The sequence below is a fragment of the Bradyrhizobium ganzhouense genome, from assembly GCF_049949285.1.
Lineage (GTDB): Bacteria > Pseudomonadota > Alphaproteobacteria > Rhizobiales > Xanthobacteraceae > Bradyrhizobium > Bradyrhizobium ganzhouense.
This window is the reverse complement of the sequence record NZ_CP181318.1, coordinates 3,581,746-3,600,331: the sequence shown is the minus strand read 5'-3', so window position 1 is coordinate 3,600,331 and position 18,586 is coordinate 3,581,746. Positions and strand designations below refer to the sequence as shown.

At 61.8% G+C, this 18,586-nt stretch carries 11 protein-coding genes; 7 read left to right on the top strand and 4 right to left on the bottom strand.

From position 1 onward, the window contains the following. The first annotated feature begins 101 nt into the window (after positions 1-101). Positions 102-1,466 carry an FGGY-family carbohydrate kinase gene (locus ACLFLU_RS16230; protein WP_426413166.1) on the top strand — a complete coding sequence of 455 codons (1,365 nt, stop codon included), beginning with the start codon at positions 102-104 and terminating at the stop codon, positions 1,464-1,466. A gap of 145 nt (positions 1,467-1,611) precedes the next feature. Here the strand turns inward: ACLFLU_RS16230 and ACLFLU_RS16225 are convergent, their stop codons facing one another. Continuing rightward, the gene (locus tag ACLFLU_RS16225; RefSeq protein WP_426413165.1) at positions 1,612-2,535 is read right to left on the bottom strand and encodes a GntR family transcriptional regulator; all 924 of its coding nucleotides are present in this window, start codon (positions 2,533-2,535) and stop codon (positions 1,612-1,614) included. Between ACLFLU_RS16225 and ACLFLU_RS16220 the strand changes: the two genes are divergently transcribed. The 5 genes from ACLFLU_RS16220 to ACLFLU_RS16200 are packed head-to-tail and all read left to right on the top strand — an operon-like array spanning position 2,534 to position 7,125. Next, on the top strand, positions 2,534-3,790 hold the full coding sequence (locus ACLFLU_RS16220) for an ABC transporter substrate-binding protein (RefSeq protein WP_426413164.1): 1,257 nt from the start codon (positions 2,534-2,536) through the stop codon (positions 3,788-3,790). The genes ACLFLU_RS16225 and ACLFLU_RS16220 overlap by 2 nt on opposite strands. 15 nt (positions 3,791-3,805) lie before the next feature. Then, positions 3,806-4,675, top strand: a complete 870-nt coding sequence (locus ACLFLU_RS16215; protein ID WP_426413163.1) for a branched-chain amino acid ABC transporter permease — start codon at positions 3,806-3,808, stop codon at positions 4,673-4,675. After that, positions 4,675-5,685: a branched-chain amino acid ABC transporter permease gene (locus ACLFLU_RS16210; protein WP_426413162.1), complete on the top strand. Its 1,011-nt coding sequence runs from the start codon at positions 4,675-4,677 to the stop codon at positions 5,683-5,685. The genes ACLFLU_RS16215 and ACLFLU_RS16210 overlap by 1 nt, the downstream gene beginning before the upstream one ends. Next, positions 5,682-6,428, top strand: a complete 747-nt coding sequence (locus ACLFLU_RS16205; RefSeq protein WP_426413161.1) for an ABC transporter ATP-binding protein — start codon at positions 5,682-5,684, stop codon at positions 6,426-6,428. The genes ACLFLU_RS16210 and ACLFLU_RS16205 overlap by 4 nt, the downstream gene beginning before the upstream one ends. Further along, positions 6,421-7,125 (top strand): ABC transporter ATP-binding protein, encoded by a 705-nt coding sequence (locus ACLFLU_RS16200; protein ID WP_426413160.1) that lies wholly within the window; start codon positions 6,421-6,423, stop codon positions 7,123-7,125. The genes ACLFLU_RS16205 and ACLFLU_RS16200 overlap by 8 nt, the downstream gene beginning before the upstream one ends. 394 nt (positions 7,126-7,519) lie before the next feature. Here the strand turns inward: ACLFLU_RS16200 and ACLFLU_RS16195 are convergent, their stop codons facing one another. Together ACLFLU_RS16195 and glmS are read right to left on the bottom strand one after the other, a co-directional pair. Continuing rightward, positions 7,520-14,350: an alkaline phosphatase family protein gene (locus tag ACLFLU_RS16195; protein ID WP_426413159.1), complete on the bottom strand. Its 6,831-nt coding sequence runs from the start codon at positions 14,348-14,350 to the stop codon at positions 7,520-7,522. A 374-nt stretch (positions 14,351-14,724) separates the two neighbouring features. After that, complete coding sequence (gene glmS / locus ACLFLU_RS16190) at positions 14,725-16,551, bottom strand: glutamine--fructose-6-phosphate transaminase (isomerizing) (protein ID WP_426413158.1); 1,827 nt, start codon at positions 16,549-16,551, stop codon at positions 14,725-14,727. 497 nt (positions 16,552-17,048) lie between these two features. On the opposite strand from glmS, the gene ACLFLU_RS16185 reads away from it, so the two are divergent. Then, positions 17,049-17,285 (top strand): DUF6894 family protein, encoded by a 237-nt coding sequence (locus ACLFLU_RS16185; RefSeq protein WP_426413157.1) that lies wholly within the window; start codon positions 17,049-17,051, stop codon positions 17,283-17,285. 112 nt (positions 17,286-17,397) lie between these two features. Here the strand turns inward: ACLFLU_RS16185 and ACLFLU_RS16180 are convergent, their stop codons facing one another. After that, positions 17,398-18,057 carry a LuxR C-terminal-related transcriptional regulator gene (locus ACLFLU_RS16180; protein WP_426413156.1) on the bottom strand — a complete coding sequence of 220 codons (660 nt, stop codon included), beginning with the start codon at positions 18,055-18,057 and terminating at the stop codon, positions 17,398-17,400. Positions 18,058-18,586: the final 529 nt, after the last annotated feature.

Sequence of the window (18,586 nt, the reverse complement as noted above, 5' to 3'; positions counted from 1 at the left end):
GACGCACTTTCGTACCGCCGCTGTCATGGCCGCAACGAGCCGGCCATGACACGGTGATGATGTTTGCTTGTCGAGATGTCCATCTGCCTTGAGCTTTGACGATGAGCCAGACGGTCGCAGTCCTTGACGTCGGCAAGACCAACGTAAAGCTTGCCTTATTCGACGACGGCCGACTTCTCTGGGAGAAGTCGGCGCCCAACCGCATTCGGCCGGGCCCACCCTACCCGCACGAAGACGTTGCGAGCACGTGGAACTTCTTCCTCGATGCGATTCGTGAGGCCGCACGCTCGCACCGGATCAGTGCAATCGTTCCGACTGCGCATGGCGCCGCCGGCGCCTTGATCGGCCAGAACGATCTCGCCGCTCCGGTCATGGACTATGAATTCACGGGCATCGAAGCGATCGAGCCCGACTATGCCAGGCTGCGGCCGCCCTTTTCGGAGAGCCTGTCGCCGAACCTGCCCGCCGGCCTCAATCTCGGTCGGCAGCTCGCCTATCAGAAGTGGCGTTGTCCGGACTTGTTCGCCAAAGCGAGGCATTTCGTCGGCTATCCGCAATACTGGACCTGGCGCCTGGCCGGCGCCGCTGTCTCCGAAGTCACTAGCCTCGGCGCCCATACTGATCTCTGGGCGCCGCGGCGAGGACAGGCCTCGAGCCTCGTCAAAGCTCTCGGCGTCGATCGCTTGCTGCCGCCGCTACGCCGCGCCTTCGATCCTCTCGGTCCGATTAAGCCTGAAATCGCCGCGCTCACCGGGCTCGCGCCTGAAACGCAAGTCTTTTGCGGTATCCACGATTCCAACGCTTCACTTCTGCCCTACCTTGTCTCGCGCCAGGCGCCGTTCACCGTGTTGTCGACCGGGACCTGGGTGATCCTGATGTGCGTGGGTCTTTCGCTCGATCAACTCGATCCTCGCGACGACACGCTTGCCAACGTCGATGCGCTGTGTCGACCGATCGCCTGCGGACGCTTCATGGGAGGACGCGAATACGCCGTCATCGCGGGCGGCGGCGGCAATCCTGATCCTGGCGGCATCGAACGCATCATCGCCTCAGGCGCGATGGCCCTCCCCTGCTTCTCCGGCCATGGTGGACCTTACGCGACGACCAAAGGCGTTATCCACGGCGAAGTCGCAACGTGCGATCGAACCGCGCTCGCGACGCTCTATTGCGCTTTGGTCAGCGATCTGATGCTGACACGGATGGGAGCAACCGGTGGAGATCTCATCGTCGAAGGGACATTCGCCGACAATCTTCCGTTCTGTCAGACTCTCGGCGCACTACGACCGAGGCAGCGTGTGTTTGCGGCGGAGGACGCCGCAGGCACGGCACGCGGCGCCGCAATGCTCGCGCAATGGCCCCCCTCCTACCATATCGCGGAGCCGAGCCCCGTCGATCCGATTTCGATTTCCGACCTTGATTCCTATCGCAAGGCCTGGACGGCAGCAGTCGACATGATCGCGCGGTGAACCAGACGCCGAACGGCCAGGCGGCGCCGACGGAAAGGAGTTGCCGGGCGAGTTCAAGCAAGTTCTAGCCAAGAATGGCGGAGATAATCAGGAGTGCTCCGCCTTGCGCCAGGAACTGCCTTCCCCGCCAGGTCCCCATGCGCCCCTACAACACCGCCGCGTCGCCTTTACCGAAACGCTGCTCGTACGCTTTGACGTAGGCTTCCGGCGAAGGTTTGAGATGCCGCCGGGTCAATGAGATCAGTTGGTCACGACGTCCGCCGCGAAGCGCCTTGATCATCTCCAGGTGATCGAGGCGCGCGCGATCGAGCGATTCCGGCGATGCGTTGGCATAGAAGCGTATTCCGTGGACCTTCCGTGCCAACTGATCGATGGTCTCGATCAGGCAGGAATTGCCGCACAGGCCGAACAAGGTCTGGTGAAAGCTCAGATTGCTGTAAAACACGGTGAGCAGATCACCAGCTGCGACGGCTGCGCTATGCTCGCGGTGAAGTTCTTCGAGCCTGCTGATTTCGACTGATGCAACAGGGAACGGGATGATGCGCACCGCCATCACCTCCAGCTCCTCGCGCACCGCGTAGATTTCCCGTACCTCTCGCGGTGTCAATCCGCGCACCATCGCGCCCCGATTGGGGATGCGCTCGATCAGTCCCTTCCGCTCCAGCTCGAACAGCGCAAGCCGCACGTCACCGCGATGGGTCTGGAACAGCTCGCAAAGATCCTGCTCGATCAGACGCTCGCGCGGATGGCGTCGCCCGAGCACTATATCTTCCTCGATCCGCCGCGCGATCAAATCGGCCGCGGCCGACGCCTGCGCGGCGCCTCCGTCGGCGGGTTTGTCCAAGGCCTTCTCGGCGACCCTGACGCCGACCTTCCTTGGCTTGATCGATTTTGCGGCCATGCTGTCCTGATCCGTCAACGCGCGCCGCGCGGGCGCCGCTTGCTCTGGACCGATAATAATATTGTCTACGATATTGTAAACAATTCTAAATGGGGTTACGCTTCTGGACAAGGCGGACGGCTGGGCCTTAAGGCCCGGCGACAGATCCGAACAGGGAGGAAACGGCATGACAAGACAACGCCACAAGTCCGTCCGCGATCGCGAGTGCGTTTCGAACCCCCTCCCCTCCAGGCAGCACAGCCGCCGCAAATTCCTCATCAAGGCAGGCGGCGCATTGGCTGCCGGCGCCTTCGGCGCGATGCCGCTCCGTGGTTACGCTGCTGACGTCGTCAATATCGGCGCGCTCTATCCCACCACCGGCAGCATGGCGCAGATCGGCACCGGCTGCGTCGCCGCGGCAAAGCTTGCGGTCGAGATGATCAACGAAGCGGGCGGCATCAAATCGCTCGGCGGCGCGAAACTCAACCTCATCATCTCCGATGTGCAGAGCGATACCACCGTGACCCGCACCGAGACCGACCGGCTGATCACCGGCAATAAACTGTCGGCGGTCCATGGCTGCTTCGCCAGTGCGCTCACCTTGATCGCGAGCGAAGTCTGCGAGCGTGCCAAGGTGCCGATCATCACCGGCTCGAGCTCCGACCAGCTCAACAAGGGCCGCAAGTTCACCTTCACGCCGTTCGCGCGCGCCTCGCAATTCGCCCGCGCGCAACTCCAGATGGCCAAGCTCGTCAGCGACCAGCCCAAAGTGGCCGTGATCTTCGAGAATACCGCTTTCGGCACCTCCACCTCGAGCGGCTTGAAGGAGCTGGCACCGGGCGAAGGCGTCGAGATCGTGATGTTCGAACCCTATTCGGCGGGTTTCACGGATGCAGGCCCCCTGATCAACAAGGTGAAGGCTTCAGGGGCGAATGCGCTGTTTTCAGTCTCCTACCTCAACGATCTGATCCTGATCGTGCGCACGGTAAAGCAGGTCGGCCTCAACGTCGCGATCAATGGTGGCTCCGGCGGCTTTGTCATTCCGGATTTCTACAAGAATGTCGGCAAGCTGGCCGAGGGCCTGCAAGGGGTCGCTCACTGGAATCACGACATGAGCCCGGACTGCCAGAAGGTGAACGAGGCCTACAAGAAGCTCACCGGCGATTTTCTGTTCGAATATGCCGGCGGGCTCGTAGCCCAAACCTTCATGCTGGCGGAGGCGCTCGAGCGCGCCGCCAGCGCGGATCCGCAGAAGGTGCGAGAGGCGCTGTCGACGCTCGACGTATCCTCGGGTTATGCAGCCATGGCGCCTGGTGGAAGGGTCAAGTTCGAGCCAGATGGCAAGAATGCCTATGGCCGCCCCGTCGGGGTGCAGTGGCAGAATGGCGACCTCGCCAGCGTCTTCCCCAAGGAAGATGCCCGCGCACCGCTCATCAAAAGCTGAAGACGAGAAGTCGCAATGCTGGAGACAGTGGCTCAGGCCGTCATCAACGGCCTGCTCATCGGCGGCATCTACGCACTCGTCAGCATCGGCGTGACGCTGATCTTCGGCGTCGTGAAGATCGTCAATTTCGCCCAGGGCGAATTCGTGATGATCGGAATGTACATCAGCTATTTCCTCGCCACCTATTTTGGCGTCGATCCGCTTCTGTCGCTGCTCGTGTCGATGCCGACCCTGTTCGTGATCGGTGTGCTGATCCAGCACTTCCTCATCCGCAGGGTACTGGGGCCGAACGACATGCCGCAGATCTTCCTGACCTTTGCGCTGTCGCTGCTGCTGCTCAATCTTGCGCTGTTGCTGTTCAGCGCGAACTACCGCACGGTTCACACCTCCTATTCGGATGAAGCCTTTCACTTCGGCGGACTCTACATTCCGGAAGCGAAGCTGATCGCCTTCGTGGTCGCGATGGCCTTGAGCGGCGCGCTATGGGCCTTCCTACACACCACCGATCTCGGCAAGGCGATGCGGGCGGCCTCGCAAAACCGGGATGTCGCGACGCTGATGGGCATCAACCCCAACCGCGTGTTCTGCGTTGCCTTCGGCGCGGCGCTGGCGCTTGCGGGCGCGGCGGGCTCGCTCCTGATGCCGTTCTATTCAGCCTATCCATTCGTCGGGCAGGTGTTCGTGCTGATGGCCTTTGTTGCAGTCGTGCTGGGCACGCTCGGCAATGTGCTCGGTGCGTTGGTCGCAAGCCTGATGATGGGAGTTGCGGAATCGCTTGGCATCCAGTTCGTCGGCGCCGATTCCGGATTGATCGTGGTGTTTGCCATGCTGCTGTTGACGCTGGCGTTCAAGCCGCAAGGCCTTGGCGGCGGGAGAATGCGCTAGTGGGTAAGGACACGAACAACACCGGCGGCTGGCAGGTGGTCGCGCTGGCCGCGCTGGGCATCATCCTGCTGTTGCTGCCGCAACTCGTCAGCAACGGGTTCGCGCTCGACATCTTCATCCGCATCCTCTTGTTCTCGTTCATAGGCGTCGCCTGGAACCTGATGGGCGGCTACGCCAAGCAGCTGTCGCTCGGCCACGCCGCCTATTTCGGGCTCGGTGCCTACACCTCGACCATCATGCAGATCGATTTCGACATCTCACCGTGGATCGGCATGGTCGCCGGAGGCATCGTCGCAGCGCTGGCGAGCCTGCCGGTCGGCTGGCTCTGCTTTCGTCTGCGCGGCCCCTATTTTACCATCGCCACGATCGCGACCGCACAGGCGCTGATGCTGATCTTCCTGAAATTCCGCGATCTCGCATGGGGCGCCGAGGGCACCACCATTCCAAATCTCGGCAGCTCGCCCCTGATGATGCAGTTCGAGACCAAGGCGTCCTACTACTACGTGGTGCTCGGCCTTCTGGTGCTGGGGCTCGTGATCACCTGGCGCATCGAGCGCTCATGGATGGGCTACTACCTCGTCGCTATCGGCGAGGATGAGGACGCGGCGGAGGCGATTGGCGTGAACGCGCCGCGCATCAAGCGCCACATCTACGTGATCAGCGCCTTTCTCACCGCGCTCGCCGGCACGTTCTACGTCCAGTACATCTATTTCATCGATCCCGCGACCGCATTCAGTTTCAACATCTCGATCGAGGCTGCGCTGGTCTCGATCGTCGGCGGCATCGGCACGCTGTGGGGCCCGGTGGTCGGCACCGTGCTGCTGGAGACCACCTCCGCCCTGCTGCAGAGCTGGCTCGGCTCCTCGACCGGCGGCATCCAACTCACCGTCTACAGCCTGATCCTGATGGCGATCATCCTGTGGCGGCCGACCGGCTTGATGGGCCTGTTCAACGACCTCTGGCAACGGCATCTCGGCCGACGGCCGGCACGGGTGAGGACATCGCCATGACGGATGCGCTGGTGGTGAAGGGCCTGAGCAAGCGCTTCGGCGGCTTGCGCGCCGTGCAGGATGTCAGCTTCACCGTAAAGCAGAACGAGACGGTGGCGCTGATCGGGCCGAACGGCGCCGGCAAGACCACGAGCTTTCATCTCATCACGGGCTTTCATCCCGCCGATTCCGGCTCCGTGCTGGCCTTCGGGCAGGAAGTTGTGGGCCTGAAGCCGCACGACGTCTGTGCGCTGGGCCTCGCACGCACCTTCCAGGTCGCAAAGCCCTTCGGCGCGATGACGGTGCTTGCCAACGTCATGACCGGCGCCTTCCTGCGCGATCGCCACGTCGTGGCCGCGCGCGAAAAGGCGCGCGAGGCGATCGATTTCGTCGGGCTCACCGCGCGCGAACAGACGCCGGCCAAGGACCTCACCACCATCGACCAGCGCCGGCTGGAAATGGCGCGCGCGCTGGCGACACAGCCGCGCATCCTGCTGCTGGACGAGGTGATGGCGGGGCTCAACCCGGCGGAGATCGATCAGGCGGTCGCGCTGGTCGGCAAACTGTCGCAGCGCGGGCTCGCGATCGTGATCGTCGAGCATGTGATGCGCGCGATCATGGCGGTTGCCCGTCACATCGTCGTGCTCGACCACGGCCAGAAGATCGCGGAGGGCGCGCCGAAGGAGATTGTCGAAAATCCCGAGGTCATACGTGCCTATCTCGGCTCCGGTTATGCAGGCACAGGTGGAGGAGCTCATGCTTGAGCTCAAGGGCGTCAGCGCAGCCTACGGTGCGGTGCCAGCGATTTCCCACGTCTCGATCCACATCAACGTCGGTGAAGCCGTCGGCCTGTTGGGCGCGAACGGTGCCGGTAAGAGCACAACGTTGCGCGCCATCTCCGGGCTGGTTCGCCTGACGTCGGGCGCAATCAGTTTCGACGGCATCGACCTGGCCTCGCTGCCCCCCCACAGGATTCCGGAATTGGGTATCGCCCATGTACCGGAAGGGCGTCAGGTTTTTCCCGAGATGTCCGTGCAGGAAAATCTGGAAATCGGCGCCTTCGTGCCAAAGGCCAAGGCCGAGCGCAGCAAAACGATGGAGCTCGTCTATGAGATCTTTCCGCGGCTTGCCGAGCGCAAAAAGCAGCTCGCGGGTACGATGAGCGGCGGCGAGCAGCAGATGCTCGCGGTCGGCCGCGGCCTCATGCTGAAGCCACGGCTCTTGATGCTGGACGAGCCGTCACTTGGCCTGGCGCCGGTGATGACCGACGTCACGTTCGAGAAGATTGCAGAAATTCGCAAAATGGGCACCGCAATCCTGCTGGTCGAGCAGAACGTTAGCCGCGCGTTGTCTCTGGTTGACCGCGCTTACGTGCTGGAGAGCGGGCGCGTGACCATGCAGGGAAAAAGCGCCGAGCTTGCGAATAGCCGGCAAGTCCAAGCGGCGTATCTCGGAATTTGAAGGCGCATCTCTTACAAGTCTCGGATCGAAGTTCAGATCATCGATGTCGCTCTCGATCTTGGCAGGCGTATCCTCGACGACCACACAGCGAGGCAGCCAGGCTAGTCTTTTCCGCTTAGTCCATTGGGGGCACGAACAGAATCCGGCCAAATGACGACCAACATGAACAACGGCCATGAACAGAGTTTGGCCGACTGAGAACAAATTCGGACAGTACGAAAATTCAACCTAGGACACAGGGGGTTAAGTGCGGACAGGACAAGTCAGCCCATCGGAACAGATCGTGATCTTGGATATGCAGATGAAGGACACGGCACAGTTGCCGAGGCATCCGATACCGGCGATGGCGCGAAGGGACCCTAACAGCTGAAGCGAGCCGGGTCCCTCTCCGGTCTCATCCCGTGTGGAAATGAGGAGCCGCCAGGAACGGGTTCTCCGCGCCTACCTGCTGATAGAGCGCCGAGGGGACCGGCCCAGAGGGGTCTCCGCGGAAGCCGGCTGCTGCGAATTGATCCATCAGCGCTGCAAGGCGGTCGATATTCCCCTGGGGCCAACCGATGGCGGGGCCAGCCGGTGAAGACACTGCTCCACCGCCAGACGGGTCCACCGGAGGATCGGTCACCGTCATGGTCTGCGACGCCGATGTCGCGGTTTCGCCCGTAGTTGTATTCCTCGCTGTCACCGTCAATGTCGCGACCGGATGGCCGGTGCCCGTATAGCTTGACGACAGCGTCAGCCCGGTGAGTGGCATGCCTGTCGTGGAGGAGCCCTCGGTAATGGTCCAGGTATAGGTTCCGTTGGATTGATGGCTGCTCGTGACAGTATTTCCGGCAGGGGCTGTGATCGACTCGTAACTGGGCAAGCCGCCGATCGTCAGCGACAGTTTGTCGTCGGAATCGACGGGCGTCGCGGTGATGCCCAGCGCCACTGATCCTCCAGCCGGCACTGTCAGCGACGTGCTGCTGATGGTCAATGCCGGGACCTCCGGCACCCTGTCTTGATCGACCGTCAGGGCGCGGGTCGCGGTCTGTGCCGGATTTCCTGCCGCGTCTGAAACGTTGGCAGAGACGGTGTAGCTTCCATCCGCCAGGCCAGTGGCCTGCGCGCTCGTCACAGCGACAGACCAGGCATTGCTGCTATCCGTCGTCGCATAGGAGTTGACGATCGCGTTCGCGCTGTTGAGGATATTGACGGTGACGGTCCGCCCGTTCTCGGCATCAGTCGTTGTGCCGCTGATAGCGAAGCCCTGAGAACCTTTCGTGGCGTTGATGATGTTGTTGCCCGCGATGGTGCTGATCGCAATCGTCGGTGCCGTCGTGTCGATCTGAAGCGTGCCGGCCGGATTGTAGTTGGTGGCGCCCGACAGATTGGCGGCGTTGCCGCCGCCATCGGTGATGGTCGCGCCGTTGAGGGTGAGCGATGAGACGATGAGATCGGCGGTGTTCTGGCCTGCCGCCACCGTGTAGCTGAAGGTGAGCGCGGTGCCGCCCGAACCGCCGGTATAGCTCGCGGTGCCGCCATCGTTGAGGGTCAGCGCCGGGGTTCCGCCTGTGGTGCTGACCGTCACGGCTGCAGTGAAATTGACCGTCAGCGTGACCACCTTGCCGGCATTGAGATCGCCGCTGCCGTTGGTGATGCCGGTGCCGGAGGCCGCGATCGAGGTAATTGTGGCCGAGGGAGGCGCAGCAGCGCCTCCGAAGACTTGAATGGGCGCCGCTGTCGCGGAGCTGTTGGGAGCGGTCAAGCCCAATGAATCTGTGATCGTGCTTAGAAGATTGTAGTGATTGTAGGCGGTGCTGTAGTTTCCCGGGACCACGTTGGCGCCATACAAGAGTGTTGGAACCTGGTTGGAAGCAGCCTCGGAGGTAGAATCGTCATTTTCGTCCCAGGTCACGATCAGCAGCGAATTGTTGTTGACCGCCCACTGGGCATAGGCGCTCAGGTTTTGCTGAAGCCATGTATCACCCTGCGCGATCGTCCCGTTGTGCATGTCGTTGCCGACGCTGGGAATGACGTACGAGACCGTCGGCAAGCTCGAATAGTTGCCGTTGGCGAAAAGCGCCGGAAAGCTGGTGAAATCCGTTTGAACCGTACGGGCCTCGGGGAATGAAACCCAGGGGTCATGGTTGAAGTCGCTGCCCCCGTTGGTCTCGTCGACATAGCCCGTGAAGGAGTAGCCCCCGTTGTGCAGCACCGTGTAGAGCGTCGGATCCGGAAGGCTGTAAGCGTTGTCGTCGGTGGTGCCAAATGTCGAGCCGGCGTAGAGAACGAAATAGTTCGGTTGGCTCGGATGAGCCTCCGCCGTCATGTTGGTTAGCGATGCGCCGCCGGCCATGAGGCTGTTGATGTAGGGTGCCTCTGCGGTATTGCCGGCGATCTGGTCATAGTTGTGGTTTTCTTCGACGACGACGACGATGTGGCTGTACTTCGGTACGCCGGTGGGGTTGGTCCAATTGACCTGCAGGGCACCGGTCGGAGTGTAGTTGACGGCTCCCGACAGGTTTGCGGCGTTGCCAGCCCCGTCGTTGATGACCGCGCCGTTGAGGTTCAGCGCCGAGATGGCGAGATCGGACGTAGTCTGGCCCGCCGCAACTGTGTAGCTGAAGGTGAGCGCAGTGCCGCCCGAGCCGCTGGTGTAGCTCGCTATGCCGCCGTCGTTGAGGGTCAGCGTCGGCGTGCCGCCGGTGGTGTTGACCGTCACCGCCTCGTTGAGATTGACCGTCAATGTGACGACCTGGCCGGTGCTCACATTGCCGTTGCCGTTGGTAATGCCAGTCCCGGAAGCCACGATTGAGGCAATCGTCGGCGCGGTGGTGTCGATCTGTAGCGTGCCGAGCGGATTGTAGTTGGTGGCTGCCGACAAATTGGCGGCATTGCCGCTGCCATCGGTGATGCTCGCGCCGTTGAGGTTGAACGACGAGATGACGAGATCGGCTGTGTTCTGGCCTGCGGCCACCGTGTAGCTGAAGGTGAGCGCAGTGCCGCCCGAGCCGCCGGTGTAGCTCGCCGTTCCGCCATCGTTGAGGGCGAGTGTCGGCGTACCGCCGCTGGTGTTGACCGTCACGGCCGCAGCGAAATTGACCGTCAGCGTGACCACCTTGCCGGCATTGAGATCGCCGCTGCCGTTGGTGATACCGGTCCCGGAAGCCACGATCGACGAAATAGCCGTACCGGTCCCTGCGGGAGCCTGAATGGCGATTTGAGCGACCGACGTCTGCCACCAGTTGTTGGCGACATATTCGCTCGAGATCCAGAACGAGCTCGGATTGTTGGGATCGACGGTCGCTGATGAATTGAGGCCCCAGCGCTGCACGCTGTTTCCATCGCCCGAGTTGAAGAAACCGGTGCTCGCCTGATACAGGATCGGCGCGCTGAAAGAGCCGGCGGGACTGCTGCCGCTCTGGAAGACATAGTAGTCCGACGGATACAGGTTCGGGCCGCTGGCGGTGAAATTGATGACGACATCGCCCGAAGCGTCCACCGCGATGGAGGGATCGAACGTCCCCACGCTGGTTCCGAGTGAGGCACCGGAGATGTCGCCTTGCGCCACGAGGGACGGAGCACTGGGATTGCCGACGTCGATCTTGAACCAATGGACCAGCGGTACGCTCGACCCGCTCGGCTTCATCTCGGCCACGGCGTAGAGATAGCCGTTGGCATAGACCATGCTGGCAATTCGGTTATCGACGGCGTCGAGCAGGAGGCTGGTCCCCTGCTGCTGCACGGTGTAGCTGCCGCCCTGGTCGATATTGCCGAGGGCGATGGTGCTGGTGGTGCTAAATGTATTGGTGGCCTTGTCGTAGGTCTGCAGGGCGACGACGATCTGACCTCCGCTGGAGAAATCACTCGCGTAGTAGGTCTTGCCGTTGTTGCCGGCTGCAACGGCGAAGATACGCTGGGTCGACGGCATGGCCTCGCTTGCGGTCACGCTCAACGTGCCGCCACCATAGATTCCACCGCCCGCGCCGGCCGTATCGCTGATCACCCAGTTTTCCGTACCGGCGAAACCAGACACGCTGATGTTGTACTGTGGCGCAGTGATGTAGACGTTCGAACCGTCGACCGCCAACATCGGGCGGTCAGAATCGGTCGACTGACCGTTGATCGTGACGGTCGTGTTGAGCTGCGAGAAGGTCCAGCCGTCGTTCGGATTGGAATCCTTGGAGACCGCAATATCCATGGCGGTGGTGGTGCCGTCCGGCGCCAGGTACTCCATCATCGCGACAAAGCGCTGATTGACGCTGTCGTAGGCGATGCGCTGATCGAAAAGGCCGCCGGTCGGCGACAGCGATGAGAAGAAGCTGTAGACCGACTGCTGGGTCGGCGACCCGCCGGCCAGGTTCGTCCATTCGATCAGCGATCCCTCGATCATCACAACGAAGTTCGACCCGACGGCAAGACCGTTGTGCGGCGGATAATTGCTGGTGGTCGATGGCCCGGAGAACAGCGTCTGGATGCTCGAGGTGGGGGTGGCCAAATTGACTTGCAGGATACCGGCGGGATTGTAGTTGGTCGCGCCGGCCAAGTTGGCGCCGTTGCCGGCGCCGTCGCTGATGACCGCGCCGTTGAGGTTGAGGGACGAGATGGCGAGATCGGACGTGGTCTGGCCAGCAGCCACTGTGTAGCTGAAGGTGAGCGCGGTACCGCCCGAGCCACCAGTGTAGTTCGCTGTGCCACCATCATTAAGGGTCAGCGTCGGTGCGCCACCGGCGGTGTTGACCGTCACCGCCTCGCTGAGATTGACCGTCAATGTGACGACCTGGCCGGTGCTCACATTGCCGCTGCCATTGGTGATGCCGGTGCCGGTCGCCACGATCGAGGCAATCGTCGGCGCCGTCGTGTCGATCTGAAGAATGCCGGCGGGATTGTAGTTGGTGGCCGCCGACAGATTAGCGGCGTTGCCGTTGCCGTCGATGATGGTCGCGCCGTTGAGGCTGAACGATGAGACGATGAGATCGGCCGTGTTCTGGCCTGCCGCCACCGTGTAGCTGAAGGTCAGCGCGGTGCCGCCCGAGCCGCCGGTGTAGCTCGCCGTGCCGCCATCGTTGAGGGTCAGCGCCGGGGTTCCGCCAGCGGTGTTGACCGTCACGGCCGCACTGAAATTGACCGTCAGCGTGACCACCTTGCCGGCGTTGAGATCGCCGCTGCCGTTGGTGATACCGGTGCCGGAGGTCGCGATCGAGGCGATCGTTGGCGCAGTCGTGTTGACCTGCAGGATACCGGCGGGGTTGTAGTTGGTCGCACCGGCCAAGTTGGCGGCGTTGCCGGCGCCATCGCCGATGACCGCACCGTTGAGGTTGAGCGCCGAGATGGCGAGATCGGACGTGGTCTGGCCAGCCGCCACCGTGTAGCTGAAGGTGAGCGCGCTACTTCCGGAGCCGTTGGTGTAGCTCGCCGTGCCGCCATCGTTGAGGGTCAGCGTCGGTGCGCCAGCGGCGGTGTTGACCGTCACCGCCTCGCTGAGATTGACGGTCAATGTGACGACCTGGCCGGTGCTCACATTACCGCTGCCATTGGTGATGCCGGTGCCGGACGCGACGATCGAGGTAATCGTCGGCACCGTCGTGTCGATCTGTAGCGTGCCGGTCGGATTGTAGTTGGTGGCGCCCGACAAATTGGCGGCGTTGCCGCCGCCATCGGTGATGGTCGCGCCGTTGAGGCTGAGCGCCGAGACGATGAGATCGGCGGTGTTCTGGCCTGCCGCCACCGTGTAGCTGAAGGTCAGCGCGGTGCCGCCCGAGCCGCCGGTGTAGCTCGCCGTGCCGCCGTCGTTGAGGGTCAGCGCCGGGGTGCCGCCCGCGGTATTGACCGTCACGGCCGCAGTGAAGTTGACCGTCAGCGTGACCACCTTGCCGGCATTGAGATCGCCGCTACCGTTGGTGATGCCGGTGCCGGAAGTCGCGATCGAAGAAATGGCCGGACCTGGCGTGGAGCTCTGGATAGCGACCCGGGCGACCGATGTCTGCCACCAGCCGCTGGCGACGTATTCATTCGAGAGCCAGAACGAGTTCGGATTGTTGGGATCGACGGTGGCCGATGAATTGGCACCCCAGGCTTGCGTGCTGTTTCCATCGCCCGAGTTGAAGAAACCAGTGCTCGCCTGATACAGGACCGGCGCGCTGAAAGAGCCGGCGGGATCGCCGCCGCCCTGGAAGACATAGTAGTCCGCCGGATACATGTTCGGGCCGCTGGCGGTGAAATTGATGATGACATCGCCCGAAGCGTCCACCGCGATGGACGGATTGAAGGTCGCCACACTGGTTCCGATTGCGGCACCGGAGATGTCTCCCTGCGCCACGAGGGATGGAGCACTGGGATTGCTGACGTCGATCTTGAACCAATGGACCAGCGGCACGCTCGAGCCGACCGGCTTCATCTCGGCCACTCCATAGAGGAAGCCGTTGGCATAGACCATGTTGGCAATGCGGTTGTCGCCGCCGGCATCGAGCAGGAGGCTCGTCCCCTGCTGCTGGGCGGTGTAGCTGCCGCCCTGGTCGATATTGCCGAGCGCGATGGTGCTGGTGGCGCTGAATGTATTGGTGGTCTTGTCGTAGGTCTGCAGGGCGATGACGATCTGCCCCCCGCTGGAGGAGTCGCTCGCGTAGTACGTCTTGCCATTGTTGCCGGCCGCGACGGCGAAGATACCCTGGGTCGACGGCATGACTTCGCTTGCGGTCACGCTCAACGTGCCGCCGCCATAGATGCCACCGCCGGCACCGGCCGTATCGCCGATCACCCAGTTTTCCGTGCCGGCGTAACCGGACACGTTGATATTGTACTGTGGCGCAGTGATGTAGACGTTCGAACCATCGACCGCCAACGTCGGGCGGTCGGAGTCGGTCGACTGACCGTTGATCGTGACGGTCGTATTGAGCTGCGAGAAGGTCCAGCCATCGTTCGGATTGGAATCCTTGGAGACCGCAATATCGACGTCGGTGGTGGTGCCGTCAGGCGCCAGATACTCCATGATCGCGACAAAGCGCTGATTGACACTGTCGTAGACGACGCGCTGATCGAAAAGGCCGCCGGTCGGCGACAACGGCGAGAAGAAGCTGTAGACCGATTGCACGGTCGGCGATCCGCCGGTCAGGTTCGTCCATTCGATCTGCGATCCCTCGATCATCACAACGTAGTTCGACCCGACGGCAAGTCCGTTGTGCGGCGGATAGGTGCTGGTGTCCGATGGCCCGGAGAACGATGTCTGGATGGTCGAGGAATAGCTCACCGTAATGCTCCCTCTGTCCTAGTCTGCACATCTTTGAATATTTACGTTGCCGCGGACCGGGCGGCGGCAGGATTTACCGAAATTCGCAAATCAACGTTTGGCGGGGCTTTGCAATCCAGCTTTCCTCCCCCGAGATGCGCCAATGCGCATGCGGGCCCCCTCAGATAGATGATCTCTGCCCGCTTTCGCGCGCTAACGCTGCCGCCTGATATTGCACGACGTATCAACGAGAATTTGTAGCAGGACGACGGACTATTCTGTCGACCCAAAGGGGGTACTCCCCCGTCGGATCCGAGTGCCGGCCGCACTTTCGTGGCTCTACCGGCGACGCCGGCGATCGCGCAACACCGCGTGCTGCGAGGGGACATTCGCGTCTATTCGACCGTCACCGATTTGGCGAGATTGCGCGGCTGGTCCACATCGGTGCCCATGACCACGGCCGTATGATAGGCGAGCAACTGGATTGGAACGGCGTAGACGATCGGCGCGAAGGTCGGCACCATGTCCGGCAGCAATACCGTGGCTTCGGGCTCGACCGCGGCCTCCGCAGCTCCCCTGGCATCCGTCATCAGAATGATCCTGCCGCCGCGCGCAGCGACCTCTTGCATGTTCGACACGGTCTTTTCGAACACACTGTCGAAGGGCGCGATGACCACAACAGGCATGTTCTCATCGATCAGGGCAATCGGGCCATGTTTCAGTTCGCCTGCGGCATAGCCTTCGGCGTGGATGTAGGAGATCTCTTTCAGCTTCAGCGCACCTTCGAGCGCCAGCGGATAGCTGGTGCCGCGGCCGAGATAAAGCACGTCCCGCGTTCTCGCGATGGTGCGAGCCAGCTTCTCGATCTGCGGTTCGCTGGCAAGAGCTGCCGCCATCAAGCGCGGCACTTCGATCAGCTCTCTGACCAGCCCCCTCTCCTCGCTCGCGGAGATCTCGCCGCGCGCTGCACCGGCTGCTACCGCGAAGGCAGCGAGCGCCGTCAGTTGACACGTGAAGGCCTTGGTAGAAGCGACGCCGATTTCCGGACCAGCCAACGTCGGCAGCACTATTTCGCTCTCACGCGCAATGGTGGAAGTCGGCACGTTCACGACGGAGACGGTGTGCGCCCCCTTGTCCCTGGCATGGCGAAGTGCTGCCAGCGTGTCAGCAGTTTCGCCCGATTGCGAGATGAAGATCGCGAGGTCGCCCTTGCGGATTGGCGCTTCGCGATAGCGGAATTCGGAGGCAATATCGACATCAACCGGGATATGTGCCAGCCGTTCGATCCAGTACTTCGCGATGGCGCCGGCATAGCTTGCGGTGCCGCAGGCCGTAATCGTCGCGCGCCTCACGTCGCTGAAGTGGAACGGCAGCTTGATCGGCAACGCCGCCCGCTCGGCTCCCATATCGACATAATGGGCGAGCGTGCGGCCGACCACGTCCGGCTGCTCGCAAATCTCCTTGGCCATGAAATGGCGATAGTTGGCCTTGTCGGCGACGAACGACGCCCCGCCCGTTTTCAGCACCTCGCGGGCGACGACCGCGCCATTCGCGTCCCGGATCACCCCCTTCTCACGCGACAGCACCACGCAGTCACCGTCTTCGAGGTAGCTGATGCCATCGGCAAAGGGAGCGAGCGCAATCGCATCGGAACCGAGATAGGTCTCGCCGTTGCCATACCCCACCGCCAGAGGCGACCCCCTGCGTGCTCCGATCAGAAGATCGCGATATCCCTTGAAAAGGAACACCAACGCAAAGGCGCCACGCAGCTGCGGCAATGACGCCCACACGGCTTCCTGAGGCGAATACCCCATCAGCAGGTACGAATGAACGAGATGTACGACGACCTCCGTATCGGTATCGCTCGCGAAGGTGGCGCCCTTCTCTTCGAGCGCCTGGCGCAGTTTCCGGAAATTCTCGATGATACCGTTGTGCACCACGGCGACACGCTCGGTCGCATGCGGATGGGCATTGTGCTCGGTCGGCTTGCCGTGCGTGGCCCAGCGCGTGTGACCGATTCCGGCATCACCGCCCAGTGGCTCGGCAAGCAACCGCGCCTCCAGGTTCTTGAGCTTGCCTTCGGCTCGGCGGCGTTCGAGACGACCGTCATCGAGAGTTGCCACGCCCGTCGAGTCATAGCCCCGATATTCGAGCCGCCTGAGTGAATCGACCAATCGCTCCGAGACCGCACTTCGCCCTAGAATGCCAATGATTCCGCACACGATCAGATCTCCCCTCGCCGACAGTCGAGAAAATGCACGCGCAGCACGGTGATCACGCCCAATACACTGCTATTGCACAATCGAGGTTGTCGAATCGGGGGAGCGCCTACAGCAACCGTGGCTTACTCCGTCGGAGTTGCGATTGCCGACGCACCACCCGAACAACTCGATCATCGTCGCCAGAACAGCATGCGCGAACGTCGGAGGGTGGATCATCTACCGGCGCCGTGCTGTCGATGCGGGAAGATCGCGGCCCCGGCAGGGGGGCTAATTAGCAGGGGAGCCGGGGCCGCTGAACACGCCGCAGTGGGCAGTGACGGCGCAACCCGACCTTAGTCCGCAACAAGCAACTGTCCATGTCAACCAAGAGAGTCCCAGACGACCTTGAGGTACCCAACAATGATCATGGACGTGAAACCGCGCCTTGTCGTAGGTCCATTCCGGGACACTCAGGTCTGGTTCGACCCTAGGGATGCAACCGTTTTGCGGAAGCGCCAATGCCTCGCTATTTCTTTCATGTTCACGATGGCGGCTCAGTGCCCGACGACCTCGGGATGAACCTGCCGGATATCGGCGCCGCGAGGACGGCGGCTATTGAGTTGAGCTGCGAGATCCTCAGCAGCGAGCTCATCGGGCCATTCCAGGATCACTCGTCCTGGCGGATTGAGGTGAGCAACAGCCCAGAAACAACCTGCCTGCCCTTGTTCACACTTCACTTCTCGGTCACGGAATAGCCGGCAGTAACCACCCTGCCGGTTCGCCAAGACGCCTGCGATCAGGCTCGGCAGGCTTGCACTCGCTGCGGAGCGATCGCCCGAGCAAGTCGGATTTTCAATTATCCTTGGCTTACTCAGATTCCGGTGACTTGACCGAAGTGCCCCAATCACTCTGCGAAATGGCCAAGGCCGCGAGCGCAGTCCTGTTGCTGATTTCGAGCTTCTGGAAGACGTGGTGAAGATGGACCTTGATTGTACCGTCAGCAATGTTCAGGCGGCGCCCGATCTCCTTGTTTGACAGTCCTTCCGAAACCAGGCGAATGATCTGGCGCTCTCGATCCGTCAGCACAGTCAGAGCATTGTCCGAATTCGCCGCCTGAGCCGCGGGCGCAATCTGATCTGTCGAGGATTGCGGCAAGATCCTCATACCACTCGCGATTTGCCGCAAAGACTGCACCAGCGCTTCCGCCGAAGCCTCTTTCAGAATAACGCTGCAACCATCGAACCCGTCGGTCAAGACGAGATCACGATCTTCGGCAGGGATATAGAGCACCAGGCGCGTGCGGCTGCCTGCATTGGCGCCAAAGGAATTCTTCAACGCGACCAGCTCGGGCATTGTCGGATCGAGAATCACGATATTGGGCACCAACGTACGAATGGCCTCGATGCAACTCGTGGCATCGCCACAGGTAGCAACAATTTCGAAGTCGCCTTCCGCGCCGAGAACTGTGCTGAGACCCAGCAACAGCATCGGATGCCGATCTGCGACCACTACGCTTGTACGACTCATTGGGCGCTCCTTAATCGGTCGCTCCCCGACGCCAACACCTCTCCCCACGCGTCGCCATTCGTTTCAATGTCGATAGGGTTATCACACTCGCAAAAATCCAAGAAATCTCGCCCTCACGATGCAACACGCTTAAACCAATGAACCCAAAAATTAATCCGCGCGCACTCAACATCCCGTGATTCGCTCGCAAGAGCTTACGACAGACTTATGATCGCCGGGCCGAACTGCATCCCCGCAAGATTGCGGTGGCCGATCGCTGCATCACGCAGATGGCGACGAAACGATCATTCGGAATATCCGGTGTCTAACTACCTTTGATAGATCGTTTTCAATGCTCCTCCCTGCGATTGAGCAACCAAACGATGGCTTCTCAACCGGCGCACGCCTTCGGAAAGACACCCAATTTACAGCAACATATCCACCAAAATTCAGCCACAGATTGCGCTATTTGCGCTTCGAAAACCCCGTAGTTCCCCCGGCCCCACCTATAACTAAGGATATATATTGTAATCGGGCATTCGCATCTAAC